The organism is Bacillus sp. AR4-2, from assembly GCF_008274865.1.
GTDB classification, from domain to species: domain Bacteria; phylum Bacillota; class Bacilli; order Bacillales; family Bacillaceae_G; genus Bacillus_A; species Bacillus_A cereus.
In genome coordinates, this window is the sequence record NZ_CP031062.1 from 4423123 (window position 1) to 4446894 (window position 23772).

The window sequence follows — 23772 nt, forward strand, 5'->3', positions numbered from 1 at the left end:
GGGATTCTTCACATATGAACAGCTCTTGGCCACTCATGGTACATATTCGCTTTACATAATGCTTGTTCCATCCATTGCTCAATCTCTTTCGTATACATTTCTATGAAAAATGTCTCAGACGGGAAAGAATGGAGTACTTCTGATATATATTGTGGATATAAAAACGGCATACTTATCATACCTTTTAATTGCGTCATAAACATTGTAAATGATACTTTCTGAAATTCTTGTTTCATTTGTCCTTGTCTAATCATTTGTTCTATATAATATCTTTCTTTAGAAAAATAAACGGTCATCACTTCACGAATTAATGTCGTATCAAGCGAAAGCTCTCGGTAGAAGAAACGTGTTAGTTCTCTATTTTCAAATTGATATCGTAAAATCCCGCGCACCATTTGCACCATTACATCTTTAGCCGACAAATACTCTCTCTGTTCAAACGACATTTCAATCACATGAATATATCCTTCTAAAAAATCAGTAATAAGCTGTTCTAATAAACCTTGCTTCCCAGCAAAATAATATGAAATATTCGCTACATTCACATCCGCTCGCTTTGCAATGTCTCGCACCGACGTTCCATCATAACCTTTCGTATTAAACAACGATATTGCCGCATCAATTACTTTTTGTTTCGTCTGCTTCATGCGCTCACTTCCCCTCACTGAACAGCTATAGTTTAAATTTCTTGACTTTTAAGACAAATTCCTTTAATTTTCTATCGACAAAGTCATGTGAAATACATCGTATTTTGCTAATATTTTACACATCTCGATAAAAAAGGAGCTGTTTCCATGTTTACTAAAGAAAGTTATGCAGGATCTCGTGTGCAGCAATATGAGACAGTAATTAAACAACTGGATGCGTTATTAACTGGCGAATCAAACGTAGTCGCAAACTTATCAAATGCTTCCGCATTATTAAACCAATTTTTAGATCGCGTTAATTGGGTTGGCTTTTACGTAACAGAAGGAAATCAGCTTGTCCTTGGACCGTTCCAAGGAATGCCTGCTTGCGTACGCATTCCATTTGGACGAGGCGTTTGCGGCGTAGCAGCTGAAACGAAAACAACACAGCTTGTAGCAGACGTTCACCAATTCCCAGGTCACATCGCTTGCGATAGTGCTTCTAATTCAGAAATCGTTGTACCAATTGTGAAAGAAGGAGCTGTCATTGGTGTACTTGACATTGATAGTCCCGAAAAGAATCGTTTCGATGAAGTAGATCAGCGCTATTTAGAAAAGTTTGTGGAAACACTCCTAAAACATATGTAAAAAGAAAAGAGCGAGTTATCGATTTAGTACGTCCTGTACAAAACCGATAGCTCACTCTTTTTTTATTGATTAACAGTAGATATTTTCTTTAATGCCTGCTCTAAATCAGAAACGATATCCTCCCACGATTCTAAACCGACTGATAAGCGTATTAAATTATCGAAAATGCCCATTTCTTTTCTTAGTTCAGCTGGAATCGCAGCGTGCGTCATCGTTGCTGGATGCTGAATTAACGTTTCTGTATCTCCTAAACTCACCGCAATTGTAATAAAGTGAAGATCATTAATAAACGCTTGCGTCTCTTCTTTTCCGCCTTTTACTGAAAAAGAAATAACACCGCCCCCGCGTTTCATTTGACGAGATGCTAACTCTCCTTCTGGATACCAAACATCTTCTACCGCATCATGTTTTCTTAAGAACGATACAATTTTTTCTGCATTATCACAATGACGATCCATTCTTACTGCTAACGTCTTTAACCCGCGTAATAATAACCATGCATCAAACGGTGCCATAATACCGCCGATATCCTTTCGCATCGGGCGAATCTTTTCAGCTAATGCTTTCGTTTTACAAATCGTTACACCCGCCACAACGTCGCCATGACCACCAATATATTTTGTCGCACTATGCACAACAGCATCACAGCCAAGCTCAAGCGGTCTTTGTAAATAAGGTGAACAAAATGTATTATCAACAATAACAAGTAAACCTTTTCGCTTCGCAACCCGAATCACTTGTTTTAAATCAATTAATTTCATTGTCGGATTAATTGGTGTTTCAACGAAAATAAGCTTTGTATTTGGGCGAATTTTATTTTCAATATCAACCTCTGTCTCCATATCACAAAACGAATGCGTAATCATAAATTTTTCTTCTAACACTTCTAAAAAACCGTACGTGCATCCGTATAATCCATTTGAACAAATAATATGATCTCCAGCCTTTAAAAAACCGATTAAAGTCGCTGAAATAGCTGCCATACCAGATCCGAAGGCAAGTGCCTCTTCTCCTCCTTCTAACACCGCCATACGTTCTTCAAATAATTTCACAGTTGGATTTCCAAGCCGTGAGTAAATATAAGATGGATCCACTCCCGCAAAACTCGCCTCTCCTTGCTGCGCAGTCTCAAATGTAAATGTAGAAGTTTGAAATAAAGGTGGTGTTAAACTTCCTTTATGTTCCTCAGGTGTATAACCGTGATGAATTAACGCTGTCTCCATATGCTTCTTTTTCATAAAAACATCCCCCTTATGTTTTTATTGCCGCATATTCATCCATAAAAATTTGATGAACGTTTTCCTTCATTTTATGTAAGCGTTTTATTTGTGTTTCTATCTCTTCTTCTATATTGTTTTAAATTCCTTCTTATATTAATTTCCAAAATTTTTATGCATAAAACAAAAACGTACTCGCTTGACGAAACTCTGGGTAAAAGATATAATAGCGTTTGTGTAAAATAAAAAGGCAGCCTTGTAATGTGAGTTTATCGTTTGTATTTTGTTCCTCTACGGAGGTGTATCTCGTAACTCCCTGCTGCTGGAGCGAAGGTACATGAAAACAAAATGCCCGTAAATATCGATTACGTCTGTTTTTATTTTACGTAAATAAAAACATTTTTAAAGGAGGAGTCAACTATGGCTCGTTATACAGGTCCAGCTTGGAAACTGTCTCGTCGTCTTGGAATCTCTCTAAGCGGCACAGGAAAAGAATTAGAAAAACGCCCTTACGCACCAGGTCCTCACGGTCCTAACCAACGTAAGAAACTTTCAGAATACGGTTTACAATTACAAGAGAAACAAAAACTTCGTCACATGTACGGCATGACTGAGCGTCAATTCCGTCGCACATTTGACCAAGCAGGTAAAATGCCTGGTAAGCACGGCGAAAACTTCATGATCCTTCTTGAAGCTCGTCTTGACAACTTAGTTTACCGTATGGGCTTAGCTCGCACTCGTCGTGCAGCTCGCCAATTAGTAAACCACGGTCACATCATGGTTGATGGCGCTCGCGTAGATATCCCATCTTACCGTGTAAAACCTGGTCAAACTATCAGCGTTCGCGAAAAATCTAACAGCCTTGTTGTTGTTAAAGAAGCGATCGAAGTTAACAACTTCGTACCAGAATACTTAACTTTCGATGCTGACAAATTAGAAGCTACTTACACTCGTCACGCTGAGCGTTCTGAGTTACCAGCTGAAATCAACGAAGCATTAATCGTAGAGTTCTACTCTCGTTAATCTCGGTACTCTGCAAAGAGTATTATTAAAAGCCTTAGGAACCTTGTTTATCAAGGGGCCTGGGCTTTTTTTATTGAATATAGCCGATTATATGTATAGAAACAGACTAATGTAATAAAATAAAAAAGAACTGCAAGTCTATAGTTAATAAAACTTAACCCTCTCTCTAGAATTTCATTTGTTTTTTATCCACATTAATAAAAACCTCTCCCTTCTTCTAACACTTAAAAACACTACATTCTATCCCATAACTCATTTTTCTTTGCTGTACTCTCCTTTTGTTAACATGATTTTTACAACGTATTTATTTGTACATAATCTATACCTTCCCTTTTTCTATTTACATTCAACCTTAAAAACCCCTTCATTACCAGATCATCCGAATGAGATTAAAAAACTTAATGGACGAGTACCTCTTTAATCGTTAAATCATCAGAATATTACGTTTACAATCCCCCTCTTAAATTGGTATTATTTTCTTGTAAGGGGAGGGAAAGTTCATGTCTTTAAATATGTATCTCGGTGAAGTACAAACTAAAGCAGAGGGTTTTGCAAAGGAAATGTAAAAAGTAACTCTGATTATGGAAAAGGATAAAACTTTACTAACAAACCAAGAAAAAGTAAAAGCGCAACTTGAAAAGGTGTATGCGGAGTCTAAGAAATTACAAGACATTAAACCGCCTAAACAATACGAAAACTTGCAAATGGAATTGAAAAAGTCTTTAATTCTTTATGAGAAGTCAAGGGATAAGATATTAGAATCGGTAGACGAAATAAGTGAGACTAAGGCAGACATTGGTACAAAGAGTCTAAATGAAGCAATGGGGATGTTTGGTAAAGCAATAGACGATATTCGAGCATTAGACGAACAAAGTGTAAGTGAAGTAGAATAATAAATACTAAAGGGGTATGAGAAAATGAAACGTAAACTATTAACTTTAGCGATTCCAATGTTGTTAATAACAGGGGTAGGTTGTGAGTCAAACGATAAAAAGAAAGACGAAGTAATGGAAGCTTCTGTTAAAGAAAACAAGAAAGAAGACTATAATAAGAATGCAACATACTTACTTAAAGATTACACTGAACAAACGGAAGAAATAAAAGACCTTGTAGATAGCAGAAAATCTAATAAGAAGAAGGCTGAAAAGTTAAAAGAGTTATCGAAACCTTATTTCGAATTAATTGATAAGATTGATAAACTAGATTATAAGTTAGCTGAAGACAATAAAACACCGATAAACATAAGTAAAGCAATGTTATTCTCGAAATCAGGGGTAGAAAACATGCAGACAGGTTTAGAAGAGGATGATAAAGATACAATTGAATTCGCTAAAAAGGATTTAGACGAAGCTTCTGAGTTAGTAGACAAAGCAACAAAAGAACTAAGTAAAAAGAAATAACACAAAGGGGTATATGTCAATGAAACGTAAACTATTAACTTCAGCTATGCCTGTTATGTTGTTAGCAGGTTGTACAACAGAGGCATATGGACTTACACAGTCAGAGTTACGAAAAGTGGACAAAGAATATTAATCAAATAAACTAACAATAAATTAGAAGGTCTTTTCATGAGTTGTGGCTTTTATTATGTAATACTTACAGAGTTTCATAGACATTTCACCCCCCTTCATTTTTAAAAAAATAGTGCAACTATTGATGTGTCCCTACGCTACCTACCCTCCCCAGAGGACAAACTTTTTTTGACAGGGGGGACTTAATATTAAAAAGATTAAATCAAAAAAACAGCCTTTGAGATGCCTCACTATGTTCCATACAAATCCTCCTGTTTATAACGGTTTATTTTTATCAATTTATCAGTTCATATTAATTATACTTGTTTCTTCTACAAACCCTCTATTAAATAGCTCACTTACTAAATTTGAATCCTATGCATACAAAAAAGCTACCGAAGACACCAAAACAGTTACTTCGAGTAGCTTTTATTTATATATATTAAAGTTATTTATTTTCCTCTTTTTGAACATATACATAAGCATCTTTCTGCTCTTTATGTATATCAACCTTCGAATTCTCTGCAAGTTGACCCGCGTTTAGCAAAGAAAAAATAATCAACGCTTCTAGTGACATTTCGTTTTACCACTCCTTTCTAATTGTCATACGTTTATCATACCGCTTACATGTGATTTCCGTATGAACTCGAAAAGGAGATTAAAACAAAAAAGCTTTGAGGAATTTCCCCAAAGCTTTTATTTATTAGTAACGAATTAAGAAATATTTCTTCTTACCGCGGCGAATGATTGTGAATTTACCTTCGATGCGGTCGTTTTCTGTTACAACGTAGTCTAATGCTTGTGTACGCTCACCGTTTACGTAGATTGCGCCATTCGTTACATCTTCACGTGCTTGACGTTTTGATGGAGAGATTTTGCTTTCTACAAGTAAGTCGATTAATACTGTATCTTCTGCAGTACGTTCTACAGATGGTACGTCTTTGAATCCTTGTTCGATTTCGCTTGCAGTTAGTTCTGCTACAGAACCACTGAATAATGCAGCTGAAATTTTAATCGCTTGCTCTAATGCTTCTTCGCCGTGAACAAGTTTTGTCATTTCTGCACCTAATGCTTTTTGTGCTGCACGTTTTTCTGGCGCTTCAGCTACTTGCTTTTCAAGCTCAAGAATTTCTTCATGAGATAAGAATGTGAAGTATTTTAAGTATTTAACAACGTCGCGGTCATCTGTGTTAATCCAGAATTGGTAGAACTCGTAAGGAGTCGTTTTCTCTGGGTCTAACCAAATTGCGCCGCCTTCTGTTTTACCAAACTTCGTACCGTCAGATTTAGTAACAAGTGGAATTGTTAAACCGAATGCTTTCGCATCTTCTTCTGATTTACGGATTAATTCAAGACCAGCTGTAATGTTACCCCATTGGTCACTACCACCGATTTGCAGACGGCAATTATGTTGTTGGTATAAGTTTAAGAAGTCGTATGATTGTAAAATCATGTAACTGAACTCAGTGAATGAAATACCAGTTTCTAAACGAGATGCTACCGTATCTTTTGCTAACATATAGTTTAAACCGAAGTTTTTACCAATATCGCGTAAGAATGAAATTACATCTAAGCTACCAAGCCAGTCGTAGTTGTTAGCCATCGTTGCTGGGTTGTCCACGTTTTCAAACTCTAAGAAGTTTGAAAGTTGGTTTTTAATGCTTTCTGTGTAGTAAGCAACTGTATCTTTCGTATTTAATGTACGCTCTGCTTTTTTACCACTTGGGTCACCGATCATACCAGTACCACCGCCAACAAGTGCGATTGGTTGGTGACCAGCTAATTGGAAACGACGTAACATTAATACTGGTAACATATGACCGATGTGTAAGCTATCCGCTGTCGGGTCGAAACCACAGTATAATTTAACGCTTTCTTTTTCTAATAATTGCTCAAGGCCCTCAGCGTCTGTTTGCTGATTAATTAGACCGCGAAATTCAAGATCTTGTAAAATACCCATATCCTACATACTCTCCTTTAAGTTCATTACTGGCGTGAAGGTTAAAAACATAAAAAAATCGCCCCTTCAAATAAGGGACGATTTTGATTATCGCGTTACCACCCTAGTTGCAGACCAAAAAAAGCCTACCACCTTATTTACATAACGGCTTAGCACCGTCTCTTCCCTTTTGAATACAATTCAATCGAAAAAAGATGCTCTAGGGGCGTAATTCGCGATCATCTATGTGCTGATTTTCACCGGCCATCAGCTCTCTAAAACAGGGAAATGATCACTACTTCTCCCTTTCCACGCTCAATTATTCATATACTTTTCTTTATACCATCATTTATATAGGCGTGTCAAATAGAGGTCAGGTTTCCCTTCTTGTCAATCCTTTACAACGTCGCAAAGAGTAATTTATTAGATATAAAAAAGCCTCCCTCATCTATTCTTTCATAAATGTATACAGACGAGGAAGGCACTTCGTTCAAATATTATTTTAGTTTTTTTATAATCTTTGCAGGATTCCCGCCAACTACTACATTATTAGGCACATCTTTCGTTACGACAGCACCAGATGCGATTACCGCATTGTCTCCAATTGTTACACCTGGATTAATAATTGCTCTTCCGCCAATCCATACGTTATCGCCAATTGTAACTGGTTTTCCGTATTCTGATCCGCTTATGCGCTCTACTGGATCAAGCGGATGTGTTGCTGTATAAATGTGAACACCTGGAGCTAACATACAGTTCACTCCGATTGTTACCGGGCATACGTCTAAAATCGTACAGTCAAAGTTCGCGTAAAAATTTTCACCGACATGAATGTTATAGCCGTAATCACACCTAAAAGAAGATTCAAGATGAATATTATCTCCTGTCGTTCCGAATAATTCTTTTACGATTTCGCTACGCTCTTTTAATTGCTCTTCTGGCGTATCATTTAATTTTCTCGTTAATATACGTGCTTGCTCTCTTTCTTGTACTAAAACTGGATCAGCCGGTATGTACATTTCTCCTAGTATCATCTTTTCCTTTTCTGTTTTCATCATACTATCCCCTTCAACTTATATATACAAGTTCATGATATCATAAAAAAGAAAGGCCTGAACATTTTTCGTTCAGACCTTTCCCTCTTAATCTTCCATCGTTGATAAGTCACCTGTTGGTAAATTCAGCTCCCACGCTTTTAATACGCGGCGCATAATTTTACCACTTCTCGTTTTCGGTAATTTATCTCTAAATTCAATTTGTCGTGGCGCTGCATGAGCTGCTAGGCCTTTCTTTACAAATTGACGAATTTCTTCTTTTAATTCATCAGATGGTTCGTATCCTGCTCGAAGTGCGATAAATGCTTTAATAATTTCGCCGCGCACCGGATCAGGAATACCAATTACACCAGCTTCTGCAACAGCAGCATGCTCGATTAATTTACTTTCTACTTCAAACGGACCAACGCGCTCACCTGACGTCATAATTACATCGTCGATACGTCCTTGGAACCAGAAGTATCCATCTTCATCCATATAGGCAGAGTCACCTGATACGTACCAATCTCCCGGCATGAAATAAGATTCATATTTTTGCTGGTTATTCCAGATCCCGCGCATCATAGATGGCCAACCTTTCGCAATTGCTAAGTTACCCATTGTGTAAGGAGGCACTTCATTTCCTTCATTATCAACAATCGCTGCTTTCACACCTGGAATTGGTTTACCCATTGAACCTGGACGGATTTCCATACAAGGGTAGTTACAAATTACTTGTCCACCTGTTTCTGTCATCCACCACGTATCATGAATACGAAGTCCAAATGCATTCATACCCCAGCGAATTACTTCTGGATTTAACGGCTCACCAACGCTTAATACATGACGAACTTGTGATAAGTCATATTTTTTAATTGCGTCTTGTCCAGCTCCCATTAACATACGGAATGCTGTTGGGGCGCTGTACCAAACCGTCACACCGTAATCTTGCAGTGCTTCATACCAAGCTTCTGGACTAAAGCGTCCACCTAAAATAACATTTGACGCTCCAACTAACCACGGTGCGAAAATACCGTAAGCTGTTCCAGTTACCCAGCCCGGGTCAGCAGTACACCAATATACATCGTCTTCTTTTAAATCTAATACCCACTTCGCCGTTTGATAGTGCTGAACCATTGCGTTTTGCGCATGAAGCACGCCTTTTGGCTTACCAGTAGAACCAGACGTGTAATGTAGAATCAAACCGTCTTCACGGCCTAACCATTCAATATGTAATTCTTTTGAAGCTTGTTCAAATAACGGATTGAACGCTACCGTTTTACCGCCTTCTTCTACATTATCTCCAACAAGGAAAACTGTTTTTAAAGCCGGTAAATCATTTAATGGTACGCGCTCTAATAATTCAGGCGTTGTAATTAACACCTTTGCTTCGCTATCTTCTAAGCGATCGCGAACTGCGCCTTCCATAAATGCTTCAAATAGCGGTCCAACAATTGCTCCTAATTTCACTGCACCTAAAAGTGCGAAATATAACTCTGGAGAACGTGGCATAAAAATAAAAACGCGATCGCCTTTTTCTACATCGCCATAATTCTTAAGGACGTTTCCTGCTTTATTAGAAAAATCCTTCATTTCCTTAAATGTATATTTCTCTTTTCGCGATCCATCTTGATAATAAAGAGCTACTTTATTCTTTCGATCGGATTTCGCATGCTTATCAATTGCCTCATACGCCATATTTACTCGGCCTGTTTCATTCCAAGTAAAGTTTTTATTAACCTCTTCCCAGTTAAAATTCGCGTATGCCTCATCATAATTCGGCAAATTATTTTCTCCTTTAATGACAGGAAGCGTTTCTACTTTCATACTTTACATCCCCCTCCTATGTATTCTATTATCTATTATAATGACATTATTTAAAATTTTCAGTATATTTGTTGATTTTTAGACAAATTTTTAATGACAAATTTCGATTCACATCGCATATATTATAAAGTACGATATTAATAGATTCACAAACCCTCAAGGTGGTGAGCAATACATTGATTCATAAAAAAATATATAATGCTAGAAACTTAAAAACAGCGAAAGGCACTTTAATTATTGAAGGTCCTGTCTCTACACATAACTTAGAAATGTATGAGTTTCATCCAGACTTAATTGCGTTTCGTCCTGCCGAGCAACAATATAAAGCAATTGTCGAAATTTCTAAATTACCAGAAGCTCGTCTCATTATTGCTAGACATGACCAAACAATTGTTGGATATGTTACATACTTGTATCCTGATCCACTTGAACGATGGTCAGAAGGAAAAATGGAAAACTTAATTGAGCTTGGGGCAATTGAAGTAGTCCCAGCCTTCCGCGGGAGTTCTGTCGGAAAGAACTTACTAGAGGTTTCTATGATGGACGATTATATGGAAGATTACATTATATTGACGACTGAATATTATTGGCACTGGGATTTGAAACAAACAGGATTGAATGTGTGGGAATACCGAAAAGTAATGGAGAAGATGATGAATGCTGGCGGTTTACAATGGATGGCTACAGACGATCCTGAAATTTGTTCACATCCTGCCAACTGTTTAATGGTCCGCATCGGTAAACGCGTTGATACGGATTCTATTCAAGCTTTTGATCGTCTACGTTTTCACAATCGTTTTATGTATTAATAAAGGGGGCAACTGGAATGATTGTAGAAGAAATTATGAATCAAAATGTAGTTACATTACATCCAAACGATACAATCGAAACAGCAATCCGAACGATACGCACGAAAGGCATTCGGCACATTCCAATTGTCGATCAAAATAATCACGTCGTAGGCATTATTTCTGATCGGGATGTAAGAGATGCAAGTCCGTCTATTCTAGATGAACAAGTTTCACTCGATATGCTACAGCAACCTCTCGAACTTATTATGAAACATCCTGTTATGACTTGCCATCCTCTCGATTTCGTTGAGGAAATTGCTACTTTATTTTTTGAAAATAAAATTGGCTGTCTTCCTGTTACAAAGGCCGGGAAGTTAGTTGGAATCATTTCTGAATCTACAGTATTACACACGTTAGTAAAATTAACAGGAGCACATCAACCAAGTTCGCAAATTGAAATTCAAGTAAAAAACGAACCTGGTATTCTTGGAAAAGTCGTTGCTATTTTTAGTGATTTACAAATAAATATCGTGAGTGTTCTCGTCTACCCAGCAAAAGACGAGAATGATAAAGTACTCGTTTTCCGCATTCAAACGATGAATCCTCTAAAAGTGATTGATGCACTTGAAGCAGAAGGCTACCGCGTATTATGGCCAAACATCATGGGGATGCAAGCATGAGTAGCGCGTTTATTTATTCGGATGACTTTCGGGGCTATTCATTTAGCCCTGATCATCCTTTTAACCAACTGCGCGTCACACTTACGTATGATTTATTACAAAAGGGCGGTTTCATCTCTCCCTCTCAAATCATCTCCCCACGAATGGCTACAGATGAAGAGATCGCCTACGTTCATACAGAGGAGTACATAAATGCGGTAAAACGTGCTGGAGAAGGAAAGTTAGAAAAATCAATTGCGATGACATATGGACTCGGAACAGAAGATACACCGATGTTCCCAAATATGCACGAAGCAAGCGCATTGCTCGTTGGTGGTACGTTAACAGCTGTCGATGCTGTTCTTTCCGGAAAAGTAAAACACGCACTTAATTTGGGCGGCGGCTTACATCACGGCTTTCGCGGCAAAGCATCTGGCTTTTGTATTTATAACGACAGTTCTATCGCAATGAAATATATTCAAAAGAAATACGGTTTACGCGTCTTATATATTGATACAGATGCTCATCACGGTGATGGCGTACAGTGGTCGTTTTATGATGACCCTAACGTATGCACAATTTCATTACATGAAACTGGTCGCTATTTATTTCCTGGAACTGGCGCTGTAAATGAACGCGGACAAGGTAATGGCTATAGTTATTCTTTTAACGTTCCACTCGATGCTTTTACAGAAGATGAATCGTTCTTAAAATCATATCGAACTGTTGTAAAGGAAGTTGCAGCGTACTTTAAACCGGATATTATTTTAACGCAAAATGGTGCTGACGCACATTATTATGACCCACTTACACATCTTTGTGCGACAATGAATATTTACCGTGAAATACCGAAGCTCGCTCGTGAAATTGCAAATGAATATTGCGACGGTCGCTGGATCGCTGTCGGTGGCGGTGGCTATGATCACTGGCGCGTCGTTCCAAGAGCTTGGGCACTCATTTGGCTCGAAATGAACAACATCCAAAACATCTCAGGTTATCTCCCTCCAGAATGGATTGAAGCTTGGAAAGGACAAGCAGAAACAGAACTTCCCCTCACATGGGAAGATCCAGACAACATGTATAAACCTATCCCCCGTAAACCAGAAATTGAAGAAAAAAACGCATTAACTGTAGCGAAATCCCTTGAAATTATTCGGAATAATATGACAAAATCTTTGTACTAAACGAAAAGGAGGCTCGTTTTTGAATAGCCTCCTTTTATTTATTGTCGGTTTCTGTCGGTAAGTCGATATATTTTAATAATCGCTGATATATTTCGAAATGCGCCGATATATTCTAATAATCGCTGATATATTTTTATGTACTAATGGATTTTATGAGGAAAGGTCGTGATATTATGTGGATACAACAAATGATCCACACGAAACGTGGCACATTTGAGCTTTTTACTAAAGGCAGTGGCGAACCGCTTTGTATTACACATCACTATTCACAATTCAATGAAACTGGTGATTACTTTGCGGATGTTTTTACTGCTACGCATCGTGTATTTCTCATTAATTTACGAGACGCTGGTAACTCGTTAAAAGCCAATTCAGAAAAAGAATTAAGTATGATTGAAACGATTCACGATTTAGAAGCTATACGAGAAGCTTTACAACTTCCAACATGGCATTTCGCTGGCCATTCAACAGGTGGTATGCTTGGACTTTTATATGCAATTACATATCCACATTCCTTACAATCATTAGTCGTGGTCGGAACCGCAGCAAGTAACTACACCGAAACACCCTTTTGCATTTATCACCCAGCACATCCACAGTTTCATTATATGCAAAAACTCATCGAAAACTTAAAAAACCCTCACCTTACAGATGAAGAACGGAAAGAACTATCTACTAAGAGAACAAAATTATCATTGTATAAACCAGAAAACTACAACTCTTATTTTTGTAAACCAATTAATAAAACAATGTCCGTTAGCCGGATGAATGCTTTCGCCAATGAATATCCTTCATTTGATTTAAGAGAGAATTTACCTTCCATCCAAACAAAGACCCTCATTACATGTGGAAGCCATGATGTACAGTGCCCGATTCAGTATTCTATCGAGATACATGATGGAATACGTAATTCTATCTTCATTCCATTCGAAAATAGCAACCATTATCCTTTTTTAGAAGAAGCTGCTCAGTTTACTTCTACTACTCAAACATTTTATAAATCGTTAGTACCATTATTATTAAGAAAACCTAAACACTGATAAAAAGCTCATAGCCTCTATACGACTATGAGCTTTTTTCAAAAGAAATATTTCACACTAAAAACAACTAAAAAAACAAAAGAAATAACCACTAAACCCACATCAAGTAATACCGACTTTTTATCTCTATCTTTTAAACTTACCTTAGAGCTAGAAATGCTTTTAATTACCCAAAAGATTGCAAAAAAGAACCAACCGAAATGATCATTCGTAGAATCTTCATCATAAAACATTTGTATTGCACCAATAATCAATAAGATAAGTACGATATTAGTTCCAATCTTTAAAGTCTTATTTGATTTATTATCTTTTAATATATCCCCCAACATATAGCTCGCTCCCTATGCTCTCCTCTGTTTTGTTTCTCTTTACATTTTAACACAAATTACCTATTTCTTCCTTTCCATTCGAATAACATACAAAAAACCTGCCAATTACTCGGCAGGTATATTACACGTTAAAACGATAACCAGCTCCCCATACTGTTTCAATATATTGCGGGTGAGCAGGATCTCTTTCAATTTTTTCACGTAGCTTTCTAATGTGGACGACAACAGTGGCTAAATCACCAGCGGAATCTAATCCCCAAATGCGTTCAAATAACTGTTCTTTATTTAATACTTGGTTTGGATGTGTGACAAAGAATGTTAATAAATCAAATTCCTTCGTTGTAAATGCCACTTCTTCATTGTTTATAAAAACTTTCCTCGCTCGTTGATCGATAGAAATTCCGTGAATATATAACGTATCGCGTTGCTTACTTACATTTCCTAATAATCTTTCATAACGAGAAATATGTGCTTTTACTCTTGCGACTAATTCACTCGGGCTAAACGGCTTCGTTATATAATCATCCGCTCCTAATCCGAGTCCGCGAATTTTATCTATATCTTCTTTTTTTGCTGAAACAAGTAGAATCGGAATATCTTTTACAGCACGTATTTGTTTACAAATTTCGAATCCGTTCATTTTCGGAAGCATAATATCTAAAATAATTAAATCATAGTCTTCTTGCAAGGCTGTTTGTAAACCTATTTCTCCTGAATGCTCTACATCAACTTGGAAATCATTAATTTCTAAATAATCTCGCTGTAATTCTGCAATACTTACTTCATCTTCTATTAATAAAATTCTTTTCAATTTACTCACCACATTCCTCTACTTTTTCCAATGAGAAGAAAATGCTTGTGCCTTTACCAAGCTCGCTTTCCGCCCAAATTTCCCCGCCATGTTCTTCAACAATTTGCTTCGCTATTGCTAAACCAAGTCCACTTCCACCTGTGCTAGAATTCCGCGATTGTTCTGCACGATAAAAACGTTCAAAGATATAAGGTAGCGTATCAGATTCTATACCTGATCCATTGTCCATCACTTTCACAATAACTTTATTATTATCACTCGATACTATTACAGTAATTTTCTTCTCTTCTTTATCCATGTATTTCACACTATTATGAATTAAATTTGATATAACTCTATTGATTTTTTCGCAATCAGCCGTTACATATAGTGGTGATGCATGTAATTGTAAGTTAACTTCTATACCTTCTTTACTTAAATCCATTTGCATCTCTTCGATTAACTCTTGCATAAACGTATTCAATTCAACCGTTTCAAACTGAAAGGGAACTCGATTCAAATCGAGCTTTGAGAATAAAAATAATTCATCAATAAGTGTATCCATATGTTTTGCTTTCGTATGGATAGTTGTTAAATACTTATCCATTTTTTCTGGCGTATTTGCTACCCCGTCCTTTATTCCTTCTACATATCCGATAATTGATGTAATCGGTGTTTTTAAGTCATGAGAGATGTTTGAAATAAGCTCTTTTCTATTTTCTTCATACTGTGTTTGCATCTCTATCGATTCTTTTAATCTCTTCCTCATTTCCTCAAATCCTTGATTTAATTGCCCTATTTCATCGTGTGATGTAACTGGTATTTGAAAATCTAAATTTCCTTCTTTAATTTTCTCCGTTGCGCCTTTCAATACAAAAATTGGTTTTATTACACTTCTTGAAACGAGGTAACTTAATAATCCAATGAGTAAAATGGCTAGTAGTAAGAGAGATACAAATAAGATTGGAAATAATTTTTGTGTAAGATCTACAAATGAACTTTGCTTTTTTAATACAAATATACTTCCCTCTTCTTCCTGAGGAAAATAAAAATCAAACTTTACATATCGATAAAATGTATCGCCTAGTTCCGTTGTACCACGACTATTAATATTTGCTGATTCAAATTTCGGAAGGGCTTCTTTTAAAGATACACTTTCAAATACGTTTGAAGCATATGAAAGTGTTTCTCCTTTTCTTACTACTATTTTCACACCCTCTTTTTCTATTGCTGAGACAAACGACTCATCTAACAATTGAGATTGATGCTGTTTGGCTGCTGACTTCAACTCAAGATAGGCATTCTCTTCTTCTGGTGTAAGCGGCTTTTGAATGTAAGAACTTTTATAGAAATTTTTCACTGCTTCCAAGTCACCTGTTATCGAAAAAACGATTAAAAATCCCGCGACTAATATAAGCGTAATAGAAACGAGGATAACAGCAATATAAGAAAATAAAAACCTTGTTTTAATAGACATATCTTAAATCCTCACTTTATCAAACCTTATTATTTATAAGCATAAAAATATATGTTCAATTACTCAAGCGATTTTATAGTAATTTTAGCGCCAGTTTATAAAAATTTAATGTTCCTATTTTACAGTTGAAATTAGGAGGTTGAAATTCCATGTTCAAAAAAACATTCAGTATGATATGTTGCGTAATTTTTTTACAAGGATGCTCGCAAGAACAAGAAGTAAAAAAGGAGATGACAAACATGGAGACTGCACTACTAGCAGCTACTGAAAAAAATGAAACGAATACTGTTATATCTTTACTAAAAAAAGGCGCAAATATAAATGCGACGGATAGTCAAGGACGCACTCCGCTTATGATTGCTACATACAAAAATGATGTAAAAACCGCAAAAGCGCTTATCGAAGCTGGTGCTGACGTAAATATCCAAGATGACATGAAAAACAATCCCTTTCTATACGCCGGTGCGGAAGGTTACTTAGACATTTTAAAGCTAACAATTGATGCTGGTGCAGATCCTACGATTACAAATCGTTACGGCGGAACAGCTCTTATCCCAGCCTCAGAACATGGCTATATTGACGTTATAAAAGAACTCCTCACTCGAACAAATATTGATGTAAATCATGTAAATAACCTGGGATGGACAGCTTTAATGGAAGCCATCGTACTAAGTAACGGAAACGAAACACAGCAACAAGTCATTCGCCTTCTTATTGAGCACGGTGCAGATGTAAATATTCCAGACAATGATGGTGTTACCCCGTTAGAGCATGCTCGCGCTCATCACTTTGAAGAGATAGAGAAGATTTTGTTAGAAGGCCGTAAGTAAAAAGCTAATTTTTGCCTTCCTCCCCCACCCTATGCTACATTTAAGCCGTTACATTAATATTAATAGGGTGGGAATAAAATGAACAAACCTAAAATTGGGATGATTGGACTTGGAAGTATTGCGCAAAAGGCCTATCTTCCAACACTTACAAAAGAAACTGATTGGAATTTTGTAGGGGCGTTTACACCTAACGCAGAGAAAAGAAAACAAGTTTGCCAGCAATACCGAATTCAAGACTTTCATTCTATTGAAATGTTAGCTTCGGAATGCGATGCAATCTTCGTTCATAGTTCAACTGCATCGCATTATGAAATCGTTTCTGAACTTCTAAAAAAAGGGATCGACGTTTATGTTGATAAACCGCTAGCAGCTACAGTGGAACAAGCTGAGCAACTAGTCGAGTTAAGCGAGAAGTATAACCGAAAATTAATGGTCGGATTTAATCGCAGATTCGTTCCTATGTATGTTGCTGCCAAAGAACAGGCTAATGATATTTCATGGATTCGAATTGAAAAGCATCGCACAAATAAAGTCGGGCCATATACGTACGACTTTACTATGTTAGATGATTATTTACACATTGTAGATACTGCTCGCTGGTTAGCTAATGATGACCTTAACGTCGTTCACAATATGATGCAAATCACTGAAAAGAATGAACTTCTTTACGGACATCATACATATACAACTCCAAGTGGACTGTTACTTTCTACTGCAATGCATCGCCATGCCGGTACAAATTTAGAACAAATTGAACTTGTAATGCCAGGGAAAATCATTCGCGTAAGAAATATGAATACATTTGAAATTGAACAGGAAAACTCAGTTTCACAAAGTGGTTCCCCATCATGGGATACGACGTTAAAACAACGTGGTTTTGAAGATGCTGTTCATCATTTTATTGAGTGTGTACAAGGCGATACAAAGCCTGTTGTAGATGGATTAGAAGGATTAAAAACGCAGCAAATGCTACAATCTTTACTAGATGATGTAAACAAAAATTAAAACGGATACATTTTTCAGAATTTACTTTCATTCCCATTCCCTCTTTATTTCTCTCGTAAATTTCTATAGAATATGTTGATAGGAATTATAAATTTCATAATGAATCGTGGAAAGGATGGGATTAACACATGTGGAACGAGTTTAAAAAATTCGCTTTCAAAGGGAATGTCGTTGATTTAGCTGTCGGGGTTGTAATCGGTGCTGCATTCGGTAAAATCGTTAGTTCTTTAGTAAAAGATATCATCACACCATTACTTGGTATGGTATTAGGTGGCGTTGACTTTACAAGTTTACACTTTGGATACGGTAAATCTGCTGTTATGTATGGTAACTTCATCCAAACAATTTTTGACTTCTTAATTATCGCAGCTTCTATCTTTATGTTTGTTAAAGTTTTCAACAAACTAACATCTAAAAAAGAAGAAGAAAAAGAGGAAGAAATTCCAGAGCCAACAAAAGAAGAAGAACTTCTTGGCGAAATTCGTGATTTACTAAAACAGCAAAACTCTTCTAAAGATAGAGCATAATTGAACGGATAAAAAGGCATGTCCCCTTGGGACATGCCTTTTCTATATGCTATAACGTTTCCGAATTCATATGAATAAATAAAATAATACCAGCAACCATAAGTACCATAATGCTACCTGCAAATAGTGTAATACCAATAAACATTAAACTTGTGCTCATATCTACTGATACACTTTCAATAAAAATAGAAATTACATACGTGATAAGGGCAATTCCTGCAAGAATACTTCCTGGAACAAATCGCTTTAAACCATTTTGTTTTAACGTCATATATGCAAAAATAGCAGTCATACAAAGCGTAATTATCCAAAGAACGATCATCTCTTTTCCCCCCTCACAAGCCTTTTCTTTCTATTATACATGACATTGCCCTATAATAGTTAAATTTGCACTTATGTGACATATAACAAGGAATAGTCCCATCTATAGCGAAGGCATTATAACATACACTTATACAATAAGGAGGCTTTCATTTGGAATATACTACTACATGTAAATTAGAGCTATCCGAACGATTCGATTATGTTACGATTGACTTAGACAAACAGTTTTTTTACATCGAAGTTGTAAATTTACAAAGTAATATAACTGTATTAAAAATATCAATTAACTTGCAAAAAGACGAAACGATGGTAGAGGGAAATACAATTCATTATGATACTTTTCACGTAGATGCATTATTACAAGGATTGAAATATGTTGCTCGAACATGTATTGATCATAATTTAAAAAACCAAAAGGAACTGTTCGCATTTCTAGAAGAAAATTAGCTCCAATAAAAAAATGGTTATTTTTTCTTTTTATTGATATAATTGTTATATAGAAATATTCTTTGTAAGGGAGTGTTCATAATGATTTGGATTTCACTAATTGTATTAGCTTATTTCATCATTCTCGTCCCAATACAGTACAACTACATTAAAATGCTCAAAGAAAAACAGAAAAAAATGAGTGTCTCACAAAACGAACTATATGACAACATGTCTTATGAAGAATCCCAAGTACATTACCATTATCAAAGTAACGTATTTACAATACCTGCTTCGCTTGTCGCAAGTATTATTTATAAAGTGAAACATGCTGCATAATATGTACGCTGTAAAATTATTATTTGAGTCCGTTCATTCTGATGAGCCTGATTCTACGAAAATTGATGAGCATTATGAAGAGAATCACGATACACTTTTTGAAGAAAGTATTATTCTTGTTAAAGCAAACATTTTGGAAGAAGCTCATGCACTAGGTGAACAAATCGCTATACAGTCTGAGCATACGTACGATAATAAGTACGGCCAGCAAATAACATGGACGTTTCGAAAACTATTGCATGTGTTTGAATTAGACGATACCCCATTTGAAACCGGAAAAGAATTGTATGCAAGATTTTTACACGTTAAGAAAGACGAAATGGTAAATGCAGTCGTACAAAAATACTATCCTGAATACGAATAAAAGCTCACAGCAATCGCTGTGAGCTTTTTTATACTTACTTCGTTGAATCTCTAAATTGGATACGGTGAGGTAAGATAACAGTGTGATCTTCCACTTTTTCTTTGTTCATATACTTTGTTAATAGACGCATTGCTACTGCACCGATATCATACATCGGTTGAACAACTGTTGAAAGCTGCGGACGAACCATTAATGCAAGGCGTGTATTATCGAAACCAAGTACTTCTACGTCAGTTGGTACGTTTAATCCAGCGTCTTGTGCTGCATGGATTACACCTAGTGCCATTTCATCAGAAGATACGAAGATTGCTGTTGGCTTTTCATCATTGCTCCAAAGCTTTTCGAATGCTTCGATACCTGAGTCATATGTGTAATCTCCATCGATTACAAGATTTTCATCATATGAAATACCTGCTTCTTCTAAAGCTTTTTTGTAACCTTGTAACTTCTTCGCGCTTCCCGCTTTATCAATGAAAGGACCAGAGACGAAACCGATACGTTTATGTCCTTGCTCGATAAAGTGCTTCATTGCATCATAAGCTGCTTGTGTATAATCAATATTTACTGATGGCGTTTCATTTTGCTCATCAAATGATGCTGCTAATACAATTGGTACTGGAGATTTTTTAAATTCTTCAATGTGAATGTCTGTAATATCTTCACCCATGAAAACAATTCCGTCCACTTGTTTTCCAAGCATCGTATTTAATAAATGGAACTCTTTCTCTTTGTTTTGGTCAGAGTTACTTAAAATGATGTTATATTTGTACATTGTTGCGATATCTTCAATTCCACGAGCTAGTTCTGCATAAAACGTATTTGAGATATCAGGAATAATAACACCTACTGTAGTTGTCTTCTTACTTGCTAGTCCACGTGCTACCGCATTTGGGCGGTATCCTAAACGATCAATTGCTTCTAATACTTTCTTTCTTGTTGTAGGCTTTACATTTGGGTTACCGTTCACAACGCGTGATACGGTAGCCATTGAAACGTTCGCTTCACGCGCTACATCATATATTGTTACGTTCATCTCATCGCACACTCCTTCTATTTTTGTTATCTATTTTTATGTATCGGTTACTTGAATGAAAAAAAGACATCAACTCTATTTGCAGATGCCACCAATCGTCCCGAGTTCTTCCTTTTACTAATGATACGATAAAAACGCAGGCTCATACAATATTTTCCCGCAAAAGTTTCGAAAAAATTCGCTTCTTTTCTCGTATTTTCGTATTTTTTATGAAAAAAGGGCATTTTTTGTAAAAAAATAGATGTTTCCTTAGTAGAAATCTTATTTTAAGCAGTACGATAGTAAATGAAATTTATATCGGCGATTTTTCGAATATATCGACTGTAACTCGAAATATATCAGCGATTTTCCAAATATATCGACCGCAACTCTAATTATATCAGCGATTTTTTAAATATATCAACTTACCAACAAAAATCGACAATGACAGTCGCTATACAATAGGAGAAAGCTGTTCCAAAATGCCTTTTTGGAACAGCTCATTAAAAGTTTTTATAATTTACTTCCAAATGATTTTAATTCATTCATAAAATCATTGAACTGCGGTATATTCATTTGTTGCGCTGCATCAGATAAAGCTACAGCTGGATCTGGATGTACTTCAGCCATAATTGCGTCTGCACCAATTGCCATCGCTGCTTTTGCAGTTGGTAAGAGAAGGTCACGTCGCCCTGTAGAATGCGTTACATCGACAACGACAGGTAAATGTGTTTCTTTCTTTAAAATCGGCACAGCGGAAATATCAAGCGTATTACGCGTCGCTCTTTCATACGTGCGAATACCTCGTTCACATAAAATAATGTTCCCATTTCCCTTTGCCATAATATATTCTGCCGCATTAATGAATTCTTCAATCGTTGCTGATAGACCACGTTTTAATAATACTGGTTTATTTACAGCACCAGCTGCCCTTAGCAAATCAAAGTTTTGCATATTGCGAGCGCCAATTTGAATAACATCAACGTAATCTAATGACATCTCAATATCATTCGGATTTAAAATTTCACTAATAACAGCCAAATCATATTCATCTGCTACCTGGCGCAAAATTTGTAATCCCTCTAATCCAAGACCTTGAAAATCATACGGTGAAGTACGTGGTTTGAACGCACCACCACGCATTAATTTCAGACCTTGCCCTTTCATTGCTTCAGCAACTTGACGTACTTGTTCATAACTTTCCACTGCACACGGTCCCATAATAAAATGCTGATTTCCGTCACCAATTTTTTCACCATTAATTTCAACAATCGTATCTTCTGTTTTTTTCTTACGAGAAACAAGTAATGCTTTACGATGATCGTCTTCTTGTAATTCTAAACCAGCTTGAAAAATTTGTTTGAAAATATGTTGTAAAGTCGAAGTTTCAAATGGACCATTATTATTCTCTGCAATTAAATCCAGCATATTTCTTTCACGTACAGGATCAAAACGTTTCACACCTTGTACTTCTTTTAAATTACCAACTTCTTGTACGAGACGACCTCTTTTGTTTAGTAACTCTAATATTTGTAAATTAAGTTGATCAATTTCAGAACGTAAACGACCTAATTGTTGTGATGCCATAAGAAAGCCACCTCTTTCAAATTCCTATATGTTACTTTTTTAAGATAATTTATTATAGCTGATACATATACGATTGTCACACGATATACAGCAAGGAATTACTATCAAAAAACATTATATATTTTCATTTAAAATAAAAAAAAGACAGTTTATATACTGTCTTTTTTTACAAGAAGGAAACAAACGGTTTATCACTGTTTTTCTCTTTTATAATAACGGCCTCAATTTTACTCTCGGACTTGATCTGTAATTGTACTTTCGCATCTTTAGGCAATTTGTCTAACATGCCTTGAGCAGCCAATTGGGTAAGAGCCATTAATTCTGTTTTACCGTTATATTTAATAACAATATTCATATTTAATGTATCCATTTGATCTTTCTTATAAGAAACTTTAGCGTTGACTGGAATAAAATCTCCATTAGAAAAACCTTTTATTTCCTTAGCAAAGTTATTTATTTTTGTATTATCTTCTCCATGTGCTTGTGTAAATTCATCAGAAGGATATGAATACGACTTTTCATCGATCGTACTCCAATTTCCAAGGTTCGTATCATTCTTTTGAACAGTAGCACTAGCAATATACGTACCATTTTTTAAAGAACTTGTACTTTCTTGCTTAAAGATAGCAAACGTAATTGGAGATTTGTTATATTTATCATTTTTGTTAATAGCTTCAATAAGTTGTTTAGCAACTTCAGTCCCTTTAGACATAGCCTCTTCATTCGATACACTTGAAGACATAGCTAAGCCAATCATAACACCAGATAAACTTAATTCATTTGAATTCTGTTTTCCGAAATAGTCTTGTTCTATAATATTCGTCAAAACTGGCGCTTCTACTTTCGCAACTAGTTCATCAATTAGTTTCTCTGGAATATACTGGTTTAATTGCAGTACGTGACTCTCTGTATCAAATTGCTGCGTTGCAATATTTATTAAACCATTTTCATACTCTGCTAAATCTAATTTAGAATTTGTTTTTATATTAGCTGTATTAATAACCTTTTGTTCTTTTAAAGGAATAACAGTTCTATAATAATCTTTAGAAACAGCAGTTCTCGGAATCATACTTTTTTCTTTTGTATCTTTTTGTATAACTTCATCCTTCTTACTAATCGTATTACTATTGTTACTACAAGCTCCCAGTAATAAACTTACGACTGCGAAGGATAATGCCATTTTCTTCATTACTTAAAACCTACTTTCAACAATCTAGTTATTTAGTTTGAACTATTAATAGTGTACCACTAAATATATTTCAA

General features: G+C 36.0%; 27 protein-coding genes and 1 other annotated feature. Of the genes, 14 read left to right on the forward strand and 13 right to left on the reverse strand.

From position 1 onward, the window contains the following. Window positions 1-8 precede the first annotated feature (8 nt). The gene (gene refZ, locus DN399_RS22835) at window positions 9-647 is read right to left on the reverse strand and encodes a forespore capture DNA-binding protein RefZ (RefSeq protein WP_000814923.1); all 639 of its coding nucleotides are present in this window, start codon (window positions 645-647) and stop codon (window positions 9-11) included. A gap of 147 nt (window positions 648-794) precedes the next feature. On the opposite strand from refZ, the gene DN399_RS22840 reads away from it, so the two are divergent. Then, the gene (locus tag DN399_RS22840) at window positions 795-1274 is read left to right on the forward strand and encodes a GAF domain-containing protein (RefSeq protein ID WP_000494340.1); all 480 of its coding nucleotides are present in this window, start codon (window positions 795-797) and stop codon (window positions 1272-1274) included. Window positions 1275-1336: 62 nt separating this feature from the next. Here DN399_RS22840 and megL read toward each other — a convergent pair whose 3' ends face one another. Beyond that, entirely contained in the window at window positions 1337-2512 is a 1176-nt protein-coding gene (gene megL, locus DN399_RS22845) for a methionine gamma-lyase (protein ID WP_000726570.1), read from the reverse strand. Window positions 2513-2911: 399 nt separating this feature from the next. On the opposite strand from megL, the gene rpsD reads away from it, so the two are divergent. The 3 genes from rpsD (at window position 2912) to DN399_RS22860 (ending at window position 4914) form a co-directional block, all read left to right on the forward strand. Further along, a complete protein-coding gene (gene rpsD, locus DN399_RS22850) occupies window positions 2912-3514 on the forward strand; it encodes a 30S ribosomal protein S4 (RefSeq protein WP_000135317.1) in 603 nt (200 codons plus the stop codon). A 581-nt stretch (window positions 3515-4095) separates the two neighbouring features. Then, window positions 4096-4407 (forward strand): hypothetical protein, encoded by a 312-nt coding sequence (locus tag DN399_RS22855; RefSeq protein ID WP_049106949.1) that lies wholly within the window; start codon window positions 4096-4098, stop codon window positions 4405-4407. Window positions 4408-4431: 24 nt separating this feature from the next. Next, window positions 4432-4914 (forward strand): hypothetical protein, encoded by a 483-nt coding sequence (locus DN399_RS22860; protein ID WP_000823777.1) that lies wholly within the window; start codon window positions 4432-4434, stop codon window positions 4912-4914. 559 nt (window positions 4915-5473) lie between these two features. Here DN399_RS22860 and DN399_RS22865 read toward each other — a convergent pair. The 4 genes from DN399_RS22865 to acsA all read right to left on the reverse strand — a co-directional run bounded on the left by DN399_RS22865 (window position 5474) and on the right by acsA (window position 9825). Further along, entirely contained in the window at window positions 5474-5602 is a 129-nt protein-coding gene (locus DN399_RS22865; RefSeq protein WP_000050940.1) for a hypothetical protein, read from the reverse strand. Window positions 5603-5728: 126 nt separating this feature from the next. Beyond that, window positions 5729-6985: a tyrosine--tRNA ligase gene (gene tyrS, locus DN399_RS22870; RefSeq protein WP_000512086.1), complete on the reverse strand. Its 1257-nt coding sequence runs from the start codon at window positions 6983-6985 to the stop codon at window positions 5729-5731. 70 nt (window positions 6986-7055) lie between these two features. Continuing rightward, window positions 7056-7285 (reverse strand) — a binding site (T-box leader). Window positions 7286-7461: 176 nt separating this feature from the next. Beyond that, window positions 7462-8022 (reverse strand): maltose acetyltransferase domain-containing protein, encoded by a 561-nt coding sequence (locus DN399_RS22875; RefSeq protein ID WP_002026426.1) that lies wholly within the window; start codon window positions 8020-8022, stop codon window positions 7462-7464. An 84-nt stretch (window positions 8023-8106) separates the two neighbouring features. Continuing rightward, window positions 8107-9825, reverse strand: a complete 1719-nt coding sequence (gene acsA, locus DN399_RS22880) for an acetate--CoA ligase (protein ID WP_000862049.1) — start codon at window positions 9823-9825, stop codon at window positions 8107-8109. Between the two features lie 176 nt (window positions 9826-10001). On the opposite strand from acsA, the gene acuA reads away from it, so the two are divergent. From acuA to DN399_RS22900, 4 genes are all read left to right on the forward strand, one after another. Beyond that, on the forward strand, window positions 10002-10634 hold the full coding sequence (gene acuA / locus DN399_RS22885; RefSeq protein ID WP_000581388.1) for an acetoin utilization protein acetyltransferase AcuA: 633 nt from the start codon (window positions 10002-10004) through the stop codon (window positions 10632-10634). A gap of 17 nt (window positions 10635-10651) precedes the next feature. Beyond that, window positions 10652-11296 carry an acetoin utilization AcuB family protein gene (locus tag DN399_RS22890; RefSeq protein ID WP_000634583.1) on the forward strand — a complete coding sequence of 215 codons (645 nt, stop codon included), beginning with the start codon at window positions 10652-10654 and terminating at the stop codon, window positions 11294-11296. Continuing rightward, window positions 11293-12459 (forward strand): acetoin utilization protein AcuC, encoded by a 1167-nt coding sequence (gene acuC, locus DN399_RS22895; RefSeq protein WP_000092826.1) that lies wholly within the window; start codon window positions 11293-11295, stop codon window positions 12457-12459. The genes DN399_RS22890 and acuC overlap by 4 nt, the downstream gene beginning before the upstream one ends. A 152-nt stretch (window positions 12460-12611) precedes the next feature. After that, window positions 12612-13499, forward strand: a complete 888-nt coding sequence (locus DN399_RS22900; protein ID WP_140159298.1) for an alpha/beta fold hydrolase — start codon at window positions 12612-12614, stop codon at window positions 13497-13499. 38 nt (window positions 13500-13537) lie between these two features. On the opposite strand, the gene DN399_RS22905 is transcribed toward DN399_RS22900, so the two are convergent. The 3 genes from DN399_RS22905 to DN399_RS22915 all read right to left on the reverse strand — a co-directional run bounded on the left by DN399_RS22905 (window position 13538) and on the right by DN399_RS22915 (window position 16095). After that, window positions 13538-13828, reverse strand: coding sequence for a hypothetical protein (locus tag DN399_RS22905; protein ID WP_000900161.1), 291 nt, complete (start codon window positions 13826-13828; stop codon window positions 13538-13540). Window positions 13829-13949: 121 nt separating this feature from the next. Further along, a complete protein-coding gene (locus DN399_RS22910; protein ID WP_002024886.1) occupies window positions 13950-14639 on the reverse strand; it encodes a response regulator transcription factor in 690 nt (229 codons plus the stop codon). A gap of 1 nt (window position 14640) precedes the next feature. Next, window positions 14641-16095, reverse strand: coding sequence for a sensor histidine kinase (locus DN399_RS22915; protein WP_135811591.1), 1455 nt, complete (start codon window positions 16093-16095; stop codon window positions 14641-14643). Window positions 16096-16244: 149 nt separating this feature from the next. Here DN399_RS22915 and DN399_RS22920 point away from each other — a divergent pair, with 149 nt between their 5' ends. The 3 genes from DN399_RS22920 to mscL all read left to right on the forward strand — a co-directional run bounded on the left by DN399_RS22920 (window position 16245) and on the right by mscL (window position 18457). After that, window positions 16245-16925: an ankyrin repeat domain-containing protein gene (locus tag DN399_RS22920; protein ID WP_000475114.1), complete on the forward strand. Its 681-nt coding sequence runs from the start codon at window positions 16245-16247 to the stop codon at window positions 16923-16925. Window positions 16926-17003: 78 nt separating this feature from the next. Next, entirely contained in the window at window positions 17004-17930 is a 927-nt protein-coding gene (locus DN399_RS22925; RefSeq protein WP_135811592.1) for a Gfo/Idh/MocA family protein, read from the forward strand. 128 nt (window positions 17931-18058) lie between these two features. Further along, window positions 18059-18457: a large conductance mechanosensitive channel protein MscL gene (gene mscL, locus DN399_RS22930; RefSeq protein WP_000267011.1), complete on the forward strand. Its 399-nt coding sequence runs from the start codon at window positions 18059-18061 to the stop codon at window positions 18455-18457. Window positions 18458-18506: 49 nt separating this feature from the next. Here mscL and DN399_RS22935 read toward each other — a convergent pair whose 3' ends face one another. Continuing rightward, entirely contained in the window at window positions 18507-18779 is a 273-nt protein-coding gene (locus DN399_RS22935; protein ID WP_000636589.1) for a DUF3917 domain-containing protein, read from the reverse strand. 152 nt (window positions 18780-18931) lie between these two features. Between DN399_RS22935 and dhp61 the strand changes: the two genes are divergently transcribed. From dhp61 to DN399_RS22950, 3 genes are all read left to right on the forward strand, one after another. Continuing rightward, window positions 18932-19228, forward strand: a complete 297-nt coding sequence (dhp61, locus tag DN399_RS22940) for a protein Dhp61 (protein ID WP_000456863.1) — start codon at window positions 18932-18934, stop codon at window positions 19226-19228. Window positions 19229-19309: 81 nt separating this feature from the next. Beyond that, window positions 19310-19546 carry a DUF3949 domain-containing protein gene (locus DN399_RS22945; protein WP_000637902.1) on the forward strand — a complete coding sequence of 79 codons (237 nt, stop codon included), beginning with the start codon at window positions 19310-19312 and terminating at the stop codon, window positions 19544-19546. A gap of 1 nt (window position 19547) precedes the next feature. Further along, on the forward strand, window positions 19548-19910 hold the full coding sequence (locus tag DN399_RS22950; protein ID WP_149149941.1) for a DUF4288 domain-containing protein: 363 nt from the start codon (window positions 19548-19550) through the stop codon (window positions 19908-19910). 34 nt (window positions 19911-19944) lie between these two features. Here the strand turns inward: DN399_RS22950 and ccpA are convergent, their stop codons facing one another. The 3 genes from ccpA to DN399_RS22965 form a co-directional block, all read right to left on the reverse strand. Beyond that, window positions 19945-20943 carry a catabolite control protein A gene (gene ccpA / locus DN399_RS22955; protein WP_001103297.1) on the reverse strand — a complete coding sequence of 333 codons (999 nt, stop codon included), beginning with the start codon at window positions 20941-20943 and terminating at the stop codon, window positions 19945-19947. A 492-nt stretch (window positions 20944-21435) separates the two neighbouring features. Next, window positions 21436-22509, reverse strand: coding sequence for a bifunctional 3-deoxy-7-phosphoheptulonate synthase/chorismate mutase (locus DN399_RS22960; protein ID WP_000168214.1), 1074 nt, complete (start codon window positions 22507-22509; stop codon window positions 21436-21438). A 166-nt stretch (window positions 22510-22675) separates the two neighbouring features. Further along, complete coding sequence (locus DN399_RS22965) at window positions 22676-23698, reverse strand: CamS family sex pheromone protein (protein ID WP_000738025.1); 1023 nt, start codon at window positions 23696-23698, stop codon at window positions 22676-22678. Window positions 23699-23772 lie beyond the last annotated feature (74 nt).

Excerpts from the sequence above, each read along its gene's own strand:
- DN399_RS22945 (WP_000637902.1), top strand. The coding sequence starts at position 19,310 with ATGATTTGGATTTCACTAATTGTATTAGCTTATTTCATCATTCTCGTC.
- DN399_RS22865 (WP_000050940.1), bottom strand. The coding sequence starts at position 5,602 with ATGTCACTAGAAGCGTTGATTATTTTTTCTTTGCTAAACGCGGGTCAA.
- mscL (WP_000267011.1), top strand. The coding sequence starts at position 18,059 with ATGTGGAACGAGTTTAAAAAATTCGCTTTCAAAGGGAATGTCGTTGAT.
- rpsD (WP_000135317.1), top strand. The coding sequence starts at position 2,912 with ATGGCTCGTTATACAGGTCCAGCTTGGAAACTGTCTCGTCGTCTTGGA.
- acuC (WP_000092826.1), top strand. The coding sequence starts at position 11,293 with ATGAGTAGCGCGTTTATTTATTCGGATGACTTTCGGGGCTATTCATTT.
- tyrS (WP_000512086.1), bottom strand. The coding sequence starts at position 6,985 with ATGGGTATTTTACAAGATCTTGAATTTCGCGGTCTAATTAATCAGCAA.
- DN399_RS22960 (WP_000168214.1), bottom strand. The coding sequence starts at position 22,509 with ATGGCATCACAACAATTAGGTCGTTTACGTTCTGAAATTGATCAACTT.
- DN399_RS22890 (WP_000634583.1), top strand. The coding sequence starts at position 10,652 with ATGATTGTAGAAGAAATTATGAATCAAAATGTAGTTACATTACATCCA.
- megL (WP_000726570.1), bottom strand. The coding sequence starts at position 2,512 with ATGAAAAAGAAGCATATGGAGACAGCGTTAATTCATCACGGTTATACA.
- DN399_RS22965 (WP_000738025.1), bottom strand. The coding sequence starts at position 23,698 with ATGAAGAAAATGGCATTATCCTTCGCAGTCGTAAGTTTATTACTGGGA.
- DN399_RS22860 (WP_000823777.1), top strand. The coding sequence starts at position 4,432 with ATGAAACGTAAACTATTAACTTTAGCGATTCCAATGTTGTTAATAACA.
- DN399_RS22915 (WP_135811591.1), bottom strand. The coding sequence starts at position 16,095 with ATGTCTATTAAAACAAGGTTTTTATTTTCTTATATTGCTGTTATCCTC.
- DN399_RS22935 (WP_000636589.1), bottom strand. The coding sequence starts at position 18,779 with ATGATCGTTCTTTGGATAATTACGCTTTGTATGACTGCTATTTTTGCA.
- ccpA (WP_001103297.1), bottom strand. The coding sequence starts at position 20,943 with ATGAACGTAACAATATATGATGTAGCGCGTGAAGCGAACGTTTCAATG.
- DN399_RS22905 (WP_000900161.1), bottom strand. The coding sequence starts at position 13,828 with ATGTTGGGGGATATATTAAAAGATAATAAATCAAATAAGACTTTAAAG.
- DN399_RS22875 (WP_002026426.1), bottom strand. The coding sequence starts at position 8,022 with ATGATGAAAACAGAAAAGGAAAAGATGATACTAGGAGAAATGTACATA.
- DN399_RS22840 (WP_000494340.1), top strand. The coding sequence starts at position 795 with ATGTTTACTAAAGAAAGTTATGCAGGATCTCGTGTGCAGCAATATGAG.
- acsA (WP_000862049.1), bottom strand. The coding sequence starts at position 9,825 with ATGAAAGTAGAAACGCTTCCTGTCATTAAAGGAGAAAATAATTTGCCG.
- DN399_RS22855 (WP_049106949.1), top strand. The coding sequence starts at position 4,096 with ATGGAAAAGGATAAAACTTTACTAACAAACCAAGAAAAAGTAAAAGCG.
- DN399_RS22900 (WP_140159298.1), top strand. The coding sequence starts at position 12,612 with ATGAGGAAAGGTCGTGATATTATGTGGATACAACAAATGATCCACACG.
- DN399_RS22920 (WP_000475114.1), top strand. The coding sequence starts at position 16,245 with ATGTTCAAAAAAACATTCAGTATGATATGTTGCGTAATTTTTTTACAA.
- refZ (WP_000814923.1), bottom strand. The coding sequence starts at position 647 with ATGAAGCAGACGAAACAAAAAGTAATTGATGCGGCAATATCGTTGTTT.
- DN399_RS22925 (WP_135811592.1), top strand. The coding sequence starts at position 17,004 with ATGAACAAACCTAAAATTGGGATGATTGGACTTGGAAGTATTGCGCAA.
- DN399_RS22950 (WP_149149941.1), top strand. The coding sequence starts at position 19,548 with ATGTACGCTGTAAAATTATTATTTGAGTCCGTTCATTCTGATGAGCCT.